At 43.8% G+C, this 15,459-nt stretch carries 14 protein-coding genes; 5 read left to right on the top strand and 9 right to left on the bottom strand.

The window, feature by feature from the left end; genetic code table 11:
* Nucleotides 1-32: 32 nt before the first annotated feature.
* The 4 genes from lpoB to hinT form a co-directional block, all read right to left on the bottom strand.
* On the bottom strand, nt 33-623 hold the full coding sequence (gene lpoB / locus AACT23_RS10720; protein WP_094128824.1) for a penicillin-binding protein activator LpoB: 591 nt from the start codon (nt 621-623) through the stop codon (nt 33-35).
* A 22-nt stretch (nt 624-645) separates the two neighbouring features.
* On the bottom strand, nt 646-1,035 hold the full coding sequence (locus AACT23_RS10725) for a YcfL family protein (RefSeq protein WP_013856520.1): 390 nt from the start codon (nt 1,033-1,035) through the stop codon (nt 646-648).
* Nucleotides 1,035-2,426 carry a COG3014 family protein gene (locus AACT23_RS10730; protein WP_094128827.1) on the bottom strand — a complete coding sequence of 464 codons (1,392 nt, stop codon included), beginning with the start codon at nt 2,424-2,426 and terminating at the stop codon, nt 1,035-1,037. The genes AACT23_RS10725 and AACT23_RS10730 overlap by 1 nt, the downstream gene beginning before the upstream one ends.
* Nucleotides 2,427-2,493: 67 nt before the next feature.
* Nucleotides 2,494-2,844, bottom strand: a complete 351-nt coding sequence (gene hinT, locus AACT23_RS10735) for a purine nucleoside phosphoramidase (protein ID WP_094128830.1) — start codon at nt 2,842-2,844, stop codon at nt 2,494-2,496.
* A gap of 357 nt (nt 2,845-3,201) precedes the next feature.
* Here hinT and AACT23_RS10740 point away from each other — a divergent pair, with 357 nt between their 5' ends.
* Nucleotides 3,202-5,193 carry a methyl-accepting chemotaxis protein gene (locus tag AACT23_RS10740; RefSeq protein ID WP_026027184.1) on the top strand — a complete coding sequence of 664 codons (1,992 nt, stop codon included), beginning with the start codon at nt 3,202-3,204 and terminating at the stop codon, nt 5,191-5,193.
* A gap of 176 nt (nt 5,194-5,369) precedes the next feature.
* Nucleotides 5,370-6,530 carry a DUF1887 family protein gene (locus AACT23_RS10745; RefSeq protein WP_013856516.1) on the top strand — a complete coding sequence of 387 codons (1,161 nt, stop codon included), beginning with the start codon at nt 5,370-5,372 and terminating at the stop codon, nt 6,528-6,530.
* A 52-nt stretch (nt 6,531-6,582) separates the two neighbouring features.
* Here AACT23_RS10745 and fadR read toward each other — a convergent pair whose 3' ends face one another.
* Nucleotides 6,583-7,422 carry a fatty acid metabolism transcriptional regulator FadR gene (gene fadR, locus AACT23_RS10750; protein ID WP_010319711.1) on the bottom strand — a complete coding sequence of 280 codons (840 nt, stop codon included), beginning with the start codon at nt 7,420-7,422 and terminating at the stop codon, nt 6,583-6,585.
* A gap of 655 nt (nt 7,423-8,077) precedes the next feature.
* Here fadR and nhaB point away from each other — a divergent pair.
* Nucleotides 8,078-9,667: a Na(+)/H(+) antiporter NhaB gene (gene nhaB, locus AACT23_RS10755; RefSeq protein ID WP_013856514.1), complete on the top strand. Its 1,590-nt coding sequence runs from the start codon at nt 8,078-8,080 to the stop codon at nt 9,665-9,667.
* Nucleotides 9,668-9,742: 75 nt separating this feature from the next.
* Nucleotides 9,743-10,282 carry a disulfide bond formation protein DsbB gene (dsbB, locus tag AACT23_RS10760; RefSeq protein WP_094128833.1) on the top strand — a complete coding sequence of 180 codons (540 nt, stop codon included), beginning with the start codon at nt 9,743-9,745 and terminating at the stop codon, nt 10,280-10,282.
* Nucleotides 10,283-10,343: 61 nt separating this feature from the next.
* Here dsbB and bioD read toward each other — a convergent pair whose 3' ends face one another.
* From bioD to bioB, 4 genes are read right to left on the bottom strand one after another with little or no spacing between them, the layout of a single operon-like run.
* On the bottom strand, nt 10,344-11,030 hold the full coding sequence (bioD, locus tag AACT23_RS10765; protein ID WP_176428667.1) for a dethiobiotin synthase: 687 nt from the start codon (nt 11,028-11,030) through the stop codon (nt 10,344-10,346).
* The gene (gene bioC, locus AACT23_RS10770; protein WP_094128839.1) at nt 11,027-11,830 is read right to left on the bottom strand and encodes a malonyl-ACP O-methyltransferase BioC; all 804 of its coding nucleotides are present in this window, start codon (nt 11,828-11,830) and stop codon (nt 11,027-11,029) included. The genes bioD and bioC overlap by 4 nt, the downstream gene beginning before the upstream one ends.
* Before the next feature lie 2 nt (nt 11,831-11,832).
* Nucleotides 11,833-12,996: an 8-amino-7-oxononanoate synthase gene (gene bioF, locus AACT23_RS10775; protein ID WP_094128841.1), complete on the bottom strand. Its 1,164-nt coding sequence runs from the start codon at nt 12,994-12,996 to the stop codon at nt 11,833-11,835.
* Nucleotides 12,968-14,020, bottom strand: coding sequence for a biotin synthase BioB (gene bioB / locus AACT23_RS10780; protein WP_017048088.1), 1,053 nt, complete (start codon nt 14,018-14,020; stop codon nt 12,968-12,970). The genes bioF and bioB overlap by 29 nt, the downstream gene beginning before the upstream one ends.
* A 134-nt stretch (nt 14,021-14,154) precedes the next feature.
* On the opposite strand from bioB, the gene bioA reads away from it, so the two are divergent.
* Nucleotides 14,155-15,444, top strand: a complete 1,290-nt coding sequence (bioA, locus tag AACT23_RS10785) for an adenosylmethionine--8-amino-7-oxononanoate transaminase (protein WP_094128844.1) — start codon at nt 14,155-14,157, stop codon at nt 15,442-15,444.
* The last annotated feature ends 15 nt before the right edge of the window (nt 15,445-15,459 follow it).

Below are 15,459 nucleotides of genomic sequence, written 5' to 3' on the forward strand. Positions count from 1 at the left end.
GGACCTCTTCTCTCAATTACTCAATTTTGTGATTAAAAACCGAGTAAACTTTTTGACTGCTGTTTACGAATTTCGGTTTCATCTGCCCATTCAATAAGGCCGCTTTGAAGATCCATTAAACGCATCGTCATTTTGTAATATACATCTTTATCACTGCTTGCGTTTTTCACAATACTCGACAAGTTGCCATACAGCATATATTGTGCGCCAACCATTTTGCCAAACTGAATGGCGGTACTTTGGTTGACCAACTCATCATTATTTTGGAAATTGAGCTGTTCGCGCACAGCTTCAACACGACCCATGTCGACGAAGCGGAACTTACCTGAATTCAACATCTTAGTACTGATGGTATCAGTGATAGATTCAGTATCAATGTGCTCACTGGTTTTATTTTTGATTCGCTCAACAAACACGATAGGACGAGAATCACGGGTAATCGCTGCTACCGAACCTGACATCATCATGCTATCAACCATTTCCCCCGCGATTTTTTGTAAATCTGTTGAACCAAAATCAACTGTCGTCGTTTCAACGGATTGTGCATCTTCGTAGCTGACTTTATTTGAACAGCCGCCCAAAATGACAGCGAGCCCTAGCAATGCGATAATACTTTTGTTCATATTGGTTCCTTACTTTCCCAATTTAATTATTTGACCCACGGATCTGTACGCGAAACTGTTTTCCATTTGGATTGACAGAAATCTCCGACAACGACACCGTCTCCATCCCACTGATTATCTTTTGTTTCCAAGGACTTTGTCTGTTATTGACTTCAAGCCCATCATCGTCATACCAAGAAAAACGGTACTCGATAATTTGGTCACCTTGGTAATGACTCACTAAACGCACAAGTCCCCTCGTATGACCATCCACTTGGTTAGTTGCAATGTCTTCAACAACCAAGCGATTACCTAATACATTGTCGCCAAATAGCACTTTTTGCGAAGCGCCATCAACTCTTAATCCTGCGGTATTTTCAGCACATCCAATCAATGAGAATGTGACTAACAGTCCCAATATCCACTTTTTCATTACAATCTTCCTAGTTGTTTATGCCAGATGGTTGAATGACGTCCCTGACGAGAAACCCACACCAAAGTGGTGCCTTTTTCCGGTACAGAAAACGGATATTCTTGCTCTCCCACCTTTATTCGTTGCTCGCCTGCATTGACTTGCAGACTGGCCGTTTGCACCAACCCTGGCAGCGTTAGCCAACTGCGCGTATCGGGCTGCTCTGTCAGCAGATTCCAAACGTTGAAGACTAAATTACCAACATTGTCATCTTTGGCCGCTTCTTTGCGCAATTGATCTTTCGCCAGCACTCTCAACACTTGCCTTATTACTATAGAGGGCATTTTCTCAGACAAGTTTCGACTTGCCATTAAATTCACATCCGTCAGAAAATGAGAAGTCAGTACTTTGTCATTCATCGTCAGTGATGAAAATGATTCAACGGGTGTATTCGGATAATAAGGTAAGGCGAGAGAATACAATGCGCCATTTCCTCTGCTGTCATACAAGGGTAAAGATTGACGCCAGCTATCTAAGGCTTTCACCACACTCTGCTCTTCTATTATAAGCACACGACCTTGAGAAGCAGTCAGTGAATGAGATTTCCCGTAGCGTTTCTCTAATTGGATTAGGTCTTCTCTCATCCCTAATCGTTTCGCAACGCGTAATGTACCCTCTATAACCTCAATATTATCGGGAGTGACTGCCAAAGCGCGTCGATAGTCGACATAGGCACTGTTAACATCACCAGAGGCTTCATAAAGCAAAGCAGAAAGGTAAAAAAGGTAACCATTCTGCACCGCCTGCAAAGCTTTTCCTGCATCAGGGTAGTTTGCTAGTACGCTGCCTAAGTTTGGTGTCACACCTTGTGATTTTAGCTCTTTTTGCGCCTTTTCAAGTTCCGCTTCTCTAGCCTGCCTTGCTTGCTCTTGTACCTGATTCGCTCGCCGAACTTCAACCAGAGCTCCATCCAAATCATTCTGTTGTAAATAATTCAAACCGAGATAAAGATGTAAAAAACCGAGTTCATAATCCGCAGGAACGTATTCCATCAAGTTATCATTCACAGCCAACGCACCGACACTTGTCGCCGTATCACTTAGTGAAATCAATGCCTTATCTTGTTGAATTTTAACCGCAGAATCACTCAATTCGAAACTACGCTTACTGTCTACATAATTCTGGTTAAGAAAATGGACTCGCCCTTTTTCCAGGTTGTCCAGAATGTCACCCGCGACAAATTCCGCAAGTTCATTCTCCGCATCTTGATACTGCCCAGATTTAACTGACTGATAGACAGCGCCATTTTGAGCACTGTAATGACTAAACAAGTTCCCCGCAGAAAAATTAGCACAGGCATTGAGAAAAAAAGGCGATAAAAAAACCGTAATATGTCGCACGTAACGCTTCACTCAATACTCCATATTTAACTCTAACCGTATCAATCGAGCGCCCAATAGTGACTGGGCGACCCATGCATTAGCTCATCAAAAGCGGACCCAACGGGCGACCACCAACCAAGTGCATATGAATGTGGTAAACCTCTTGGCCACCATGAGCGTTACAATTCACTATCAAGCGATAGCCATCTTGTGCAATACCTTCTTGTTGAGCGATTTTTTTTGCCACTGTAAACATACGTCCCATAGCCGCTTCATGCTCAGGTTCAACATCGTTGGTCGTCGGAATAAACGCATTGGGAATGATAAGAATATGGCTAGGCGCTCTAGGGTTAATGTCCCGAAAGGCGGTAACTAAATCATCTTGATAGAGGATATCTGCAGGAATTTCTTTACGGATAATTTTGCTAAAAATGGTTTTTTCAGCCATGAAATACTCCACTAGTAAATAGGCCTACGCAGTCACATCAAAGTACATTAGATTGAGATAAGTGGTTCAAGGCTAATACCTAAGTGGCCCACGACAACATATCGACAACCGATAGAACCGACACTAATTTGACCTTAATGCTACTGAATATAATAGGTGTGTAGTTGGATTTGAGTATGCGTGAACCCTGTCAAAAGCTCAATAAAAAACACCGTACGCGTAGCATAAATGACAGAACACTAATATAAAAAATGCGTTTTGCCAGGCCCGTCATAAAATGTACGTCTCACATTCAATACAATACTCATTATTTTGTTATTTTTTAAAACAAAACACTATTTTTCTAGGGAGAGGATTATGAAGGGTTCAGTGATTAGGCGAATGTACGCTGGTTTCACACTGATCATCATCATGTTTGCAGTAACGACCGCCATAATGATGGGAGGAATGAATCAAATTCATTCTAATTTCGAAAGTGTATCAACCACCGCCTTACCGCTCGTTTCTTTGTCAAACAAAACAAGTGTTCAACTGCTTTCTGCCGATAAATCTTTTAAGGACTTTTTGACGACACAAAACCAAGATCGCATGAATGTGATGCGTTCAGAATTTGCTAAAGCAAAACAAGATTTTGCTGACGTGCTAAACCAGCTCCAACAAGCAAGTGCAATGAACCCCTCTCTTGAAGAGCGGATAAGCCAACTTAAACAGATGGAACTCCGCTACTTTTCAGAAGCAGAACAAGCCATGAATAATTATCAGGCGATGTTTGAGGCGCAAGCTCAAGTGCAAAAATCAACTCGTGAATTTCAAAGACTTCATGCCGATTTAAGCACCGGAATGAAAGATTTTGTCGATGGGCAAAATAGTATTTCAGTTAAAGTCATGGCGAAAAGTTATTTCATTAAATTGAAAGATGCGGAATTAATCACTTCAGACGCTTTGGCCAGTTCGGATGTCGCCTTTGTTGACAAAGCCGTCACCATGAATAAAAAAGCGGTCACGCACCTCAACTACGCTTACCGAGGCTTATCGACCCAATTACCTGAACTGAAAAAAACATTTGACGATCTCGTCCAAAAATTCTCTCAAGATATTGGGCAAAAGGGTGGTGTGCTTGATCAACACAATAGTTACTTACTAGCGAAAACAGCCCTTTATGAAAACATTGCGAATTTGGCTATCGAGGTCGATAAAGCAATGACGATTTTAGACTCTTTTAACGATACTGCGACCGACGGTTTAAATGCCTCTCTGCGAGAAGCCGGGGAAGTCTATAAGCAAGGAGTTATTAAAGCGATCGTGATTGGTATTGCGGTTGTGCTAGTGGCTACGGGTATTGGTTACCACATTGCGCAAAGTGTTCGTGAGCCGTTAAATCGTATACTCAAAACGCTAGAAGGGCTGACAAAAGGAGATATGACACAACGCATTGAAATTCGTTACAACAACGAGTTTAGTCGCTTAAGTGGCCACATCAATTCGCTAGCAGATAATTTGCACCATATTTTGGTGCAGTTGAATGATGCTTCTGAAAATTTAACCAACACAGCTAACCACAACCAAACCACCTCTTCAAAAGCACAGTCACAACTCAGCACCCAACGTGAGCAAACCGCGAGCGTGGCAACCGCAATGACGGAAATGGCTCATTCAGTACAAGAAGTAGCGCAAAGTGCTCAAAGTTCGCTAGAGATGGTGCAGAAAGTTGAATCGGCTTCTGAATCGGGCCGTAAAATTATGAGTGACAATATCACTACTATTAATCAATTGGAGACTCGCTTAAATCAATCGGTTGATGCTGTCGGTGAACTGCAAAAAATGAGCAGCCAAATTGGTTCTATCTTGGATGTGATTCGTAACATTGCAGAACAAACTAACTTATTGGCGCTCAATGCTGCGATCGAAGCTGCTCGTGCTGGAGAGCAAGGGCGCGGGTTTGCAGTCGTAGCTGACGAAGTTCGTGTTTTGGCAAAACGCACAACGGATTCGACGTCTGAAATTGAAAGTATGATCAGCAACTTGCAATCCAGCTCATCTTCTGCCAGTACTGTTATTGAAAGCTGCATGACTGATATGGAACTTTCTGTCGAGCAAGCATCAACGGCGAATAGCGCAATGGAAGAGATCCAAGCGTTAATTCTAGAAATCAGTCAGATGAGTACTCATATTACACAGGCGGCCGCCGAGCAAAGTGAAACAACCGGTGACATTGCACGCAGTATCGAGGATATTAATTTAATCGCTGATGGTAGCTATCAAGCCATGTCTCAAATTGCACAGGCAAGCGCCAACCTAACTCAGCTTGCTAATCAGCAGAATGAATTAGTCCATCGTTTTACATTATGAGTGACCGTTAACAAACTCAACCCCATTTGTAAGTTACATGTAAATTATGTCTCAAGGGCGGCTTTTAATCTAAAGTCGCCCTTGTTTTTTTGATGCCACATCGTTATATGATAACTATCGGCTTGCGCATTATTATCTACCTCCTACTCTTTGCAAGCCAAACATGAGGATGATCTATGGCTGTTCATGTTGGCATTATCGACCAAGACCCTATTCGCTTGGTTACTCCCCTGCTTGATAATCGAACGGTAAGTTCGCACATTGTCTTCATCGGTGATCAAGACCAAAAATCAATGTATTTACGTTTACACTCGGTATTGAGTCAGCGCGACATCACTTCTGAGTTTTTTGAAATCCCATCGGGTTCCAATACCTCAGCAATCAAACAAGCTATCCAGTTTTTAGCGGAAGATTTGAAAACCAGATACGATGAAGTCAAGCTGAACGCAAGTTGTGGTTTGAGACATCGTTTATTATCCGTTTATGAGGTGTTCCGTAGCTATCAATGGCCTATTTTTGTCGTCGAACCGAACAGTGATCAGCTGTGTTGGCTTTATCCCGATGGTCAAAATAATACCCAAGTGCAAGACCATATTACCATTTCAGATTATTTAACCATTTTTGGCGCACGGGGTGAATTTAGTGAGCATCATATTCCGCCACAACTTGACCAAAAACTTTACGAACTCGGCGAGCGCTGGGCAAGTAATGCATTAGAACTTGGTCCTGGTTTAGCCACATTAAACTATTTAGCGACGACGTGCCGCAAAGAGCAGCGGCTAGATGTTGCACTTTCAGAAAAACAACAAGGCTATCGTGAACTTCATATTCTGTTGACCGATCTGGTCGAAGCACAAATCGCCACCTATCAAAATGGCATTTTAACCTTCGCCAACGAAGATGCGCGCCGATTTTCCAATGGAGAATGGTTAGAAACATTAGTGCACAGTACAATAAGGCAGATCCAAGATGATATGCCAACCATTCAAGATCGCTCTTTGAATGTTCAAGTCTACCGTCAATTAGGTGAGCGAGAAGTCAGAAATGAACTCGATGTCGCTACAGTGGTGAATAACAAACTGCATATTATTGAATGTAAAACGAAAGGTATGCGTGATGACGGCGATGATACGCTTTATAAGCTAGAATCATTACGTGATTTGCTTGGTGGCCTACAAGCTCGCGCTATGCTCGTGAGCTTTCGCCCACTCCGCCATAATGACATTACTCGTGCAGAAGATTTAGGGTTGGCCTTAATCGGCCCTGATGAACTGAAAGATTTAAAATTACATTTAGCCGCTTGGTTTAAAGAAGCAGGTGGTAACGAAGATATCTAACCTACAAAAAAGCCCGTTTCATACGGGCTTTTTTTACAGTAAAACGAATTTTCTAATGATCATCTTCTGTAAAATTTGTCGGTAACGTTGTTTTCATTTGATTCCATATGTGAGCGCTGTCAATACCGTAATGACGGATCACAATCGGCAACTGCTCACGATTGCCACTTTCACACACTGCTAATAATTCACGGTAAAACTGCAAGGCTAACTCGCGTGCTTCTGGATTAGAGAAATAATAGCTGCCGACTCGGTCATATAATTTCTTTAGCCCATTAAAAATCAAACCATAAATTTGATTTCCTGAGTGAAACGCTAAACGCTGAAATAACATGTAATCGTAAAAGTTAAAGGTTTTCGCAATCAATATTTGCTGACGTTTATATTCGTCTTTTTCACCATCATCTTTAATATGCTGCTGGATTTTCTGTGCATAAGGAGATAACTCCATAAAAGAATCCCAAGATTTGGCACTTAATAGTGCTTCACAGCTTTCGATAACATTAGTAATAGTGCGCTCAGCAGGCTCTTTGTTCACTTTAAATGCATAACGCATAAATATGGGGCTAATATTTGTCCGAGCCGCAAGTAAGTCTTCCACAATACTGGTGGCATTTTCAGCATCGAGCGTCATTAATGTATCTAATATGTGTAAACCGGAAGTTTCCATAAATTGGTTTACTTTTGTTGGCTTACCATGCTGTATAGTCAACCAACCATCACGGGCTAAGCGTTGTAATACTTCTCGAAGCGTTGTACGTGTTACACCAATTAATTCTGAAAGTTCGCGCTCTGCAGGTAAGATAGAACCCGGTGCAAAGCGACCATTCCAAATGCTCTCAATTATGTATTTTTCAGCAAAACCTGCTGGGCTTTTTGCCTTAATGACCATTAAGTACTTATCCAGTTTTCTATTTATTTGGGTCGAATGGGACTCATCATACCACTAGTTGAACGTTATCGGAAACAAACCATCCGCGAAGTTATCACAAACAAAATAGAGCTTAAACTCTAATTTATTCATCTCGTTTATGAACAATACCGAGTCAATGAAATAGTATTTTTTAGCAGTTCTTCAAAAGGAAGAACACATAAGAGTAGAAAAAATAAAGAGATATAACTCACATTAATAAACTTAAAATAATCAATTTAAGCTTGCAAAATTCGCTCTTTTTAGTCATTTAGATGCCTATTACCTTAACTCCACTTCAAAATACGGCTCGGCGTGAATTTTTCACAACTCTTATGCTATGCTTACCCAACTTTGATCGCGTTTTTGACCAAAATATCGGTAAGTGTTTTATCAATAACCTGATTATTATTGACTAAAAAAGCTTGCGGAGTAGAGTGACGGTCGAAGTAAGGATTGCTTGTCTCACTCAAGGAGTGTCTTGGTAAAACCATAATCCCTAAACGGTTTGTTGTTTCGCTAGAACATTGCCGATAGATACTGTTTTCGTGTTTAACACGTTCTATTTGGCCACTTCACATAATGAATTAAAGATAAGCTGACAGCGTCTATCATCTCAACAGTAAGAGAACTACCCATGCCGATGTCCCTCGGAAGCGCTTTTCTCAAGAACTTTCTTGGTAAAGCCCCTGACTGGTACAAAGTTGCCATTATTGCTTTTCTCATTATCAACCCGATTGTTTTCTTTTTGGTCGACCCATTTATTGCTGGTTGGCTACTTGTGGTTGAATTCATTTTCACCCTAGCGATGGCGCTTAAATGCTATCCCCTGCAACCTGGTGGCTTACTGGCTATCGAAGCTATCGCCATTGGAATGACCAGTGCAGAGCAAGTAAAACATGAGCTTGTGAATAACATCGAAGTTCTGCTGCTACTGGTGTTTATGGTGGCTGGTATCTATTTCATGAAACAGCTATTGCTGTTCATCTTCACCAAAATACTACTTGGTATTCGTTCAAAAGCGATGCTTTCGGTCGCCTTTTGCATTACAGCTGCTTTCCTGTCTGCATTTTTGGATGCTTTAACAGTTATTGCTGTGGTCATCAGTGTCGCCGTTGGGTTTTACTCGATTTATCACAAAGTGGCATCGGGACAAGGGACAAGCTCCGCTCATGACCATACTCAAGATGAGCATATCTCAGAACTAACACGTGATGACCTAGAAAACTATCGTGCGTTTTTGCGCTCACTACTGATGCATGCTGGCGTAGGTACCGCTTTAGGCGGGGTGATGACCATGGTTGGTGAACCACAAAACTTGATCATCGCCGATCAAGCAGGTTGGTTTTTTGGCGAGTTTATCATCCGTATGTCTCCGGTAACCGTACCTGTTTTTCTCTGTGGTATTTTGACCTGTGTATTGGTTGAAAAGCTGAAGCTATTTGGTTACGGCGCAGAATTACCCGCTAACGTTCGTCAAATTCTGGTCGATTTTGACACGGCTGAGCGCAAAAATCGAACCAATCAAGACGTCGCAAAACTTTGGATCCAAGGCGCTATTGCTGTCTGGCTGATTGTTGGATTGGCACTGCACTTAGCGGCAGTGGGATTGATTGGTCTTTCAGTTATTATTTTGGCGACAGCATTTACTGGTGTGATAGAAGAACATTCGCTAGGCAAAGCATTTGAAGAAGCCCTACCCTTTACGGCGCTGCTGGCGGTATTCTTCTCCATCGTAGCCGTAATTATCGATCAACAACTCTTTAAACCAGTTATCGATGCTGTGTTGAATGTTGAAGATAAAGGGGCTCAGCTTGCTCTCTTCTATGTGGCTAACGGGCTTTTGTCGATGGTTTCGGATAACGTTTTCGTTGGCACTGTCTATATTAATGAAGTCAAAACAGCGCTACTAGAAGGTGTTATCACGCGTGACCAATTCGATTTATTGGCTGTCGCGATTAACACAGGTACGAACTTACCGTCAGTAGCAACACCAAACGGCCAAGCCGCTTTCTTATTCTTATTAACATCAGCACTTGCACCATTGATCCGCCTTTCTTATGGCAAAATGGTCATCATGGCTCTGCCTTACACGATTGTATTGGCATTAGTTGGTCTGTTTGGCATTGTCTTCTTAGTTGAACCCATGACTGCGCATTTTTATGACTTAGGGTGGATTACGCACCATTCAGCCAAAGCGGTTCAAGCCATCTCTGCCGGGCATTAAAATATTCGGTTGATAATGAAACTTATCTAAGTTAAAAAGCTCTGAACTATCAGGGCTTTTTATTCTTTACAGGTATTGAATGTGACTTTTTTTTCTACTCTGAAACTGTTCTCTCAATCGAGAAAATCTTGGTTTTTATTACTTCTTTTTGTGGTTTTTTTTGAGGCTTGTGCGCTTTTTTTTCAGCACATCATGATGCTCGCACCGTGTGTGATGTGCATTTATGAACGTGTGGCGATGCTAGGAATTGGCGGAGCAGCTCTGCTTGGCTTAATCGCACCCAATAATCCGATTGTTCGTTGGATTGGACTCGTTGCTTGGGGATCCAGTGCTTATAAAGGTTTGACCTTAGCTCTGCAACATGTGGATTACCAATTCAACCCTTCTCCTTTTGCCACTTGTGATTTATTTGTCACTTTCCCAAGCTGGGCACCACTCAATCAATGGGCACCTTGGATGTTCGAAGCTTACGGTGACTGTTCGAAAGTGGTATGGCAATTTTTAACGCTTTCCATGCCACAGTGGCTAGTGGTCATCTATGCTGCTAACTTGCTGGTGCTCGCTTTTGTTGTTTTAGCTCAGTTCACGAAAACCCACGTCAATAAGCTGCGGTAATAACCTGCTTGATCAAAAAAGGCATCTCGCTAAGAGATGCCTTTGGGCTGATTCACATCGCTTACTCTGACGCAAGCAGCGGATCAACATTAATATACTTACCAATTTGTTGCCGTTTTACCGTTGGCACATAGGGTATTTCACCAAGCTTAGGCGCTGGAATGCGCGATTCCAACATTGCAATAATTTCAGCGTAATGCTCAGTTCCTGGGTTCACTCGGTTGGCTACCCAGCCAACAATCTTCAACCCGTCGGCAATAATACTTTCCGCTGTTAAAATTGCATGGCTTAAGCAACCTAGTTTAATCCCTACCACTAATACCACTGGTAGCTGTTCTTGTTTAACCCAAGTAGACAAGCAGTCCGTATCAGAGATCGGAACGCGCCAACCACCAGCACCTTCGATCAACACAATGTCAGCATTCGCTTTATGCTTAGCTAATTTGCTACTGAGTACGCCATAATCAATCTCGATCTGTTCATGTTTTGCGGCGATATGTGGTGATGTAGGGAGCGCTAAAGAATATGGATTCACATCACCATAGGGCATCTCTTTGGTTGCCGCTTTCATCAGATGTAATGCATCTGAGTTGCGTAAGCCAAATTCCGTTTTTTCGCTACCAGCGGCAACGGGTTTGTAGCCAATAGTCACCAAATCCTTGGCGGCTAATGCTTGTAGAATCGCTTTTGAAGCGACCGTTTTTCCAACGTCGGTGTCCGTACCCGCAATAAAAAATGCATCAATCATCGATGTATAACCCCTAAACAAACCTGATAAGTTGCAGGTAGAAGACCTTGATGGTTTTGAAATGCTTGGTATGCCTGCTCAATTTGCATTAGAGCCTTGCGGCTTGTTAACCCTTGTGAGCGTCCACTTACGTGATTTGCACCAATTCCTTTAAGATCTCTCATCAAGGAAAAAGCTTTGTCATACCAAACTGTGATCGAAGGCAAGTCTAGTTGATGGTGGTAACCGTGAGATTGCGCTAACGCAATTTTTACCTGATTGAGTGTGATGAAATCATTGACGTGTTGATGTGTATCAATTTTTGTCCACGCTTGTTTCAGTTCAAACAGCGAACCGTCCAATAATGTCGAAAAATAAGCCGTCCCTTGTGGTTTCAATACGCGGTGAATTTGTCGCAGTGGTAGAACAAGGTCATCACACCACTGCAGCGCTAAGCTAGAAAAAACGTAATCAAAAGAGGCGTTGGCGAAAGGAAGCGCCTCAGCATCGGCTTGATAATAGGTGACGCCAACATCACCACAACGTCTTTTAGCTTGTACTAGCATCTCACTGGAGAGGTCAACACATACCACATACGCCCCTCTACGCCGCAGTTGCTCTGAAAAATAGCCCGTACCGCAACCAAGATCGAGCACTCTTTTCCCTACTAGACTGTGCGGCATTTTGTCCAATAAACGGTGTCCTACGTCACGTTGAAAAGCGGCATGTACATCATAATGCTTTGCCGCGCGGCCAAAAGAATGGGCAATGGCGGCTTTGTCATGCAGCGCATTTATCTCTATCGCATGAGTTTGTGACATATTCAGCTCTCCTCTAGCGCACGTTGCAGTTGTGTGGTTAGTTGATCTATGTCAGCAATAGTGTGGTTGGCGGTTAGAGTGATACGCAATCGGGCACGGCCTTGAGCCACCGTTGGTGGGCGAATCGCGGTCAACCAACACCCGTGATGTCGCAATTGATCGGCGATATTCAATGCTGTTTGCGCCTCACCAACAAGGTAAGGTTTGATTGGCGTTAGCGTTTCAACATAGCCATCGAAACCTTGCATAGATTCAGCGTAATAAGCTTGCAGCTCAGTCAGTTTTTCTCTGCGCCAAGACTGCTGAGTGACCATTGAAATAGCATGAGTTACTGCATAAGCTTGCGCTGGCGGCATGGCTGTAGAATAGACGTGGTGACGAGCAAACTGCGTAAGAAAGTCACCCACCTCTTGATTGCATAAGATAGCTGCACCCGATAACCCTAAGGCTTTGCCAAAGGTCACCACTAAGAGCTGTGGTTTTATTCCTGCCGCACTGCAACTGCCGGCCCCACCCTCGCCCAACACACCGATGCCGTGTGCATCATCGACTGCCAACCACGCTTCACCTTGCAGTGCATCCGTGATTTCGCACAGCGGTGCACAATCACCATCCATGCTAAAGACCCCTTCAGTCACCACTAACGTATGACTATCGCGGTTAAACTGTTGCTTAAGATGAGTGACATCGTTGTGCCGAAAACGCTTCATACTGGCTGCGCAAAGCATTCCTGCTTCGATCAAAGAGGCGTGGTTAAGTTTATCTTGCAGTAGCAAATCGTCTTTATTGAGCAGGCTAAACAGCAGTGCCTGATTGGCACTAAACCCCGATCCAAACAAAATGGCTCGCTCATAACCTAGCCACTCACACAAGTTAGCTTCAAGGTTGCGATGGGCTGAGCTAAAGCCTGTGACCAAAGGAGATGCGCCACTACCGCAACCATACATACTCAGCCCTTGCTGCCAAGCGGCAATCAATTCTGAGTCGTGTGCAAGGCCAAGGTAATCGTTACTGGAAAAGTTAAGATACTGGCGGCCATCTTTGCACAATCGAACCTGATTGCCCCCCTCAAGCTCGATAAGAGAGCGAGAAAGCCCAAGATCGCGACGAGCACTGAGGGCCGCTGAAATACGTGAATTAAACGCTGGCATCGTAGAAAAGATCATCTTTAGTAGGACGAGCTGCCACCCGTTTTACGACACGTTCAAGCAACTCACTTTCTGCAATTTCATCCGGTTTTTGGCTCACTTGTTGGCTATTGATACCCAGTTTTTTAAATAACTGCATATCGCTATCTTCATCAGGATTAGGAGTCGTTAGCAACTTGCAACCGTAGAAAATGGAGTTTGCACCTGCCATAAAGCACAGCGCTTGCATCTGCTCATTCATATTTTCACGTCCAGCCGATAAACGCACCGCCGATTGTGGCATCATGATCCGAGCAACGGCAATCAGACGAATAAAATCAAACGCTTCGACATCTTCGGCTTGCTCTAACGGTGTGCCTTTCACTTTGACCAGCATATTAATCGGTACACTTTCAGGATGGGTTGGTAAGTTCGCTAATTCCACCAACAGGCCAGCGCGGTCATTAGCGCTCTCTCCCATACCGATAATTCCCCCAGAGCAGATCTTCATTCCTGCATCGCGCACGTGCGATAAGGTATCAAGGCGATCTTGATAGGTTCGGGTGGTGATAATGTTGCCATAGTATTCAGGTGAGGTATCTAGGTTGTGGTTGTAATAATCAAGCCCTGCACTGGCCAACTCGCTTGCTTGATCAGGCGTTAGCATGCCCAACGTCATACACGTTTCCAAGCCCATCTCTTTCACGCCACTAATCATCTCTTTCAAGAGAGGCATATCACGCGCTTTCGGGTTTTTCCACGCCGCTCCCATGCAAAAGCGGGTCGAGCCAGAGCGCTTCGCTTTTTGCGCCGCGTCTAACACCCGCTCGACTTCCATCAACCGTTCTTTATCAACATCAGTCCGGTAATGCGCACTCTGCGGGCAATATTTACAATCTTCAGGACACGCCCCCGTCTTAATAGAAAGTAACGTGCTGACCTGAACATAATTTTTGGGATGGTATTGACGATGTACTTGCTGCGCTTCAAACAGTAGATCCATAAACGGCTTTTCGACCAGTGCGTTCACCTCAGCAACGGTCCAGTTATGACGAACTTCCACATCTCTTCCTTATTCAGTTTTATTATTTTGTTGCTTGGCTAGTCTACTGACAAGCGATAAACTGTCAACAACCAAAGAAAACACAAGTTTACGCATGGTTAATTTTCAAACAAACCTAGCAATATGGACTGATCATGGATTTACTCTTCGACCGCCAACATATCTGGCATCCCTACACTTCAACGCTGACGCCATTGACTTGCTATCCCGTCACTCACGCTCAAGGTGTCCATATTTATTTGGAAGATGGGCGACGCTTGATTGATGGAATGTCCTCTTGGTGGGCAACTATTCATGGTTATAACCATCCACACCTTAATTACGCTGCGCATCAGCAAATTGATAAAATGTCACACGTGATGTTTGGCGGTATCACACATCAACCCGCCATTACGCTTTGTAAAAAATTACTGGCATTAGCGCCAAGCAATCTTGAGCACGTATTTTTAGCCGATTCTGGCTCCGTCGCCGTGGAGGTCAGTTTAAAAATGGCGCTGCAATACTGGCATGCAAAAGGTCAACCACGAGCGAAATTTCTCACCTTACGTCATGGCTATCACGGCGATACGTTTGCCGCAATGTCAGTCACTGACCCAGATAACTCGATGCATTCGCTCTACAAAGGTTTTTTGCCGCAGCATATTTTTGCCGATTCGCCAACTTGCGGTTTTTGGGATGAGTGGGATGAACGCGATCTCGATGATTTTCGAGATAAAATAATGCACTCTCATCAAGAGCTTGCGGCGGTGATTTTAGAACCAATTGTGCAAGGTGCTGGCGGTATGCGTATCTATCATCCTCAGTTTTTAAAAGGCGTGCGCGCACTTTGCGATCAATATGGTTTGCTACTGATTGCCGATGAGATTGCAACTGGGTTTGGCCGTACTGGAAAGCTCTTCGCCTGCGAGCACGCTAATATCGCGCCTGATATTTTATGTGTCGGTAAGGCCTTAACGGGTGGCTATATGACGCTTTCGGCCACACTGGCGACCAAGCAAGTCGCCGATACGGTTTGTGCTGGCGAAGCGGGCTGCTTTATGCATGGGCCAACCTTTATGGCTAACCCATTGGCGTGCGCTGTCGCCTGCGCCAGCTTAGAGCTCATCGAACAGGGCGATTGGCAACAGCAAACCCAGCGTATTGAAACGCAATTTGCTCATTTACTGCCCATGCTTAACCGTTTTGAGATGGTAAAAGAGACGCGCTGGCTGGGCGCTATCGGCGTGATTGAAACGCATCGCCCTGTCAATATGGAAGTCATTCAAGCGCTATTTGTTGAGCAAGGGGTCTGGATCCGTCCTTTTGGCTGTTTAATCTATGTGATGCCACCGTTTATTAGCCAAGTAGATGACATTGAAAAACTGATCAACGCTGTAGCGGTGGCATTGCAAAATTCGCAATGCTTTCAAATCGATGGGGCTTAAATAGAACCGACACAT

The sequence above is a fragment of the Vibrio sp. V09_P4A23P171 genome (genome assembly GCF_963875615.1).
Lineage (GTDB): Bacteria > Pseudomonadota > Gammaproteobacteria > Enterobacterales > Vibrionaceae > Vibrio > Vibrio anguillarum.

Bases quoted from the DNA above. Each gene is read 5' to 3' on its own strand.
- bioF (WP_094128841.1), bottom strand. From the start codon at position 12,996: ATGATCTTTTCTACGATGCCAGCGTTTAATTCACGTATTTCAGCGGCC.
- bioC (WP_094128839.1), bottom strand. From the start codon at position 11,830: ATGTCACAAACTCATGCGATAGAGATAAATGCGCTGCATGACAAAGCC.
- AACT23_RS10740 (WP_026027184.1), top strand. From the start codon at position 3,202: ATGAAGGGTTCAGTGATTAGGCGAATGTACGCTGGTTTCACACTGATC.
- AACT23_RS10745 (WP_013856516.1), top strand. From the start codon at position 5,370: ATGGCTGTTCATGTTGGCATTATCGACCAAGACCCTATTCGCTTGGTT.
- hinT (WP_094128830.1), bottom strand. From the start codon at position 2,844: ATGGCTGAAAAAACCATTTTTAGCAAAATTATCCGTAAAGAAATTCCT.
- bioA (WP_094128844.1), top strand. From the start codon at position 14,155: ATGGATTTACTCTTCGACCGCCAACATATCTGGCATCCCTACACTTCA.
- bioD (WP_176428667.1), bottom strand. From the start codon at position 11,030: ATGATTGATGCATTTTTTATTGCGGGTACGGACACCGACGTTGGAAAA.
- nhaB (WP_013856514.1), top strand. From the start codon at position 8,078: ATGCCGATGTCCCTCGGAAGCGCTTTTCTCAAGAACTTTCTTGGTAAA.
- AACT23_RS10725 (WP_013856520.1), bottom strand. From the start codon at position 1,035: ATGAAAAAGTGGATATTGGGACTGTTAGTCACATTCTCATTGATTGGA.
- lpoB (WP_094128824.1), bottom strand. From the start codon at position 623: ATGAACAAAAGTATTATCGCATTGCTAGGGCTCGCTGTCATTTTGGGC.
- fadR (WP_010319711.1), bottom strand. From the start codon at position 7,422: ATGGTCATTAAGGCAAAAAGCCCAGCAGGTTTTGCTGAAAAATACATA.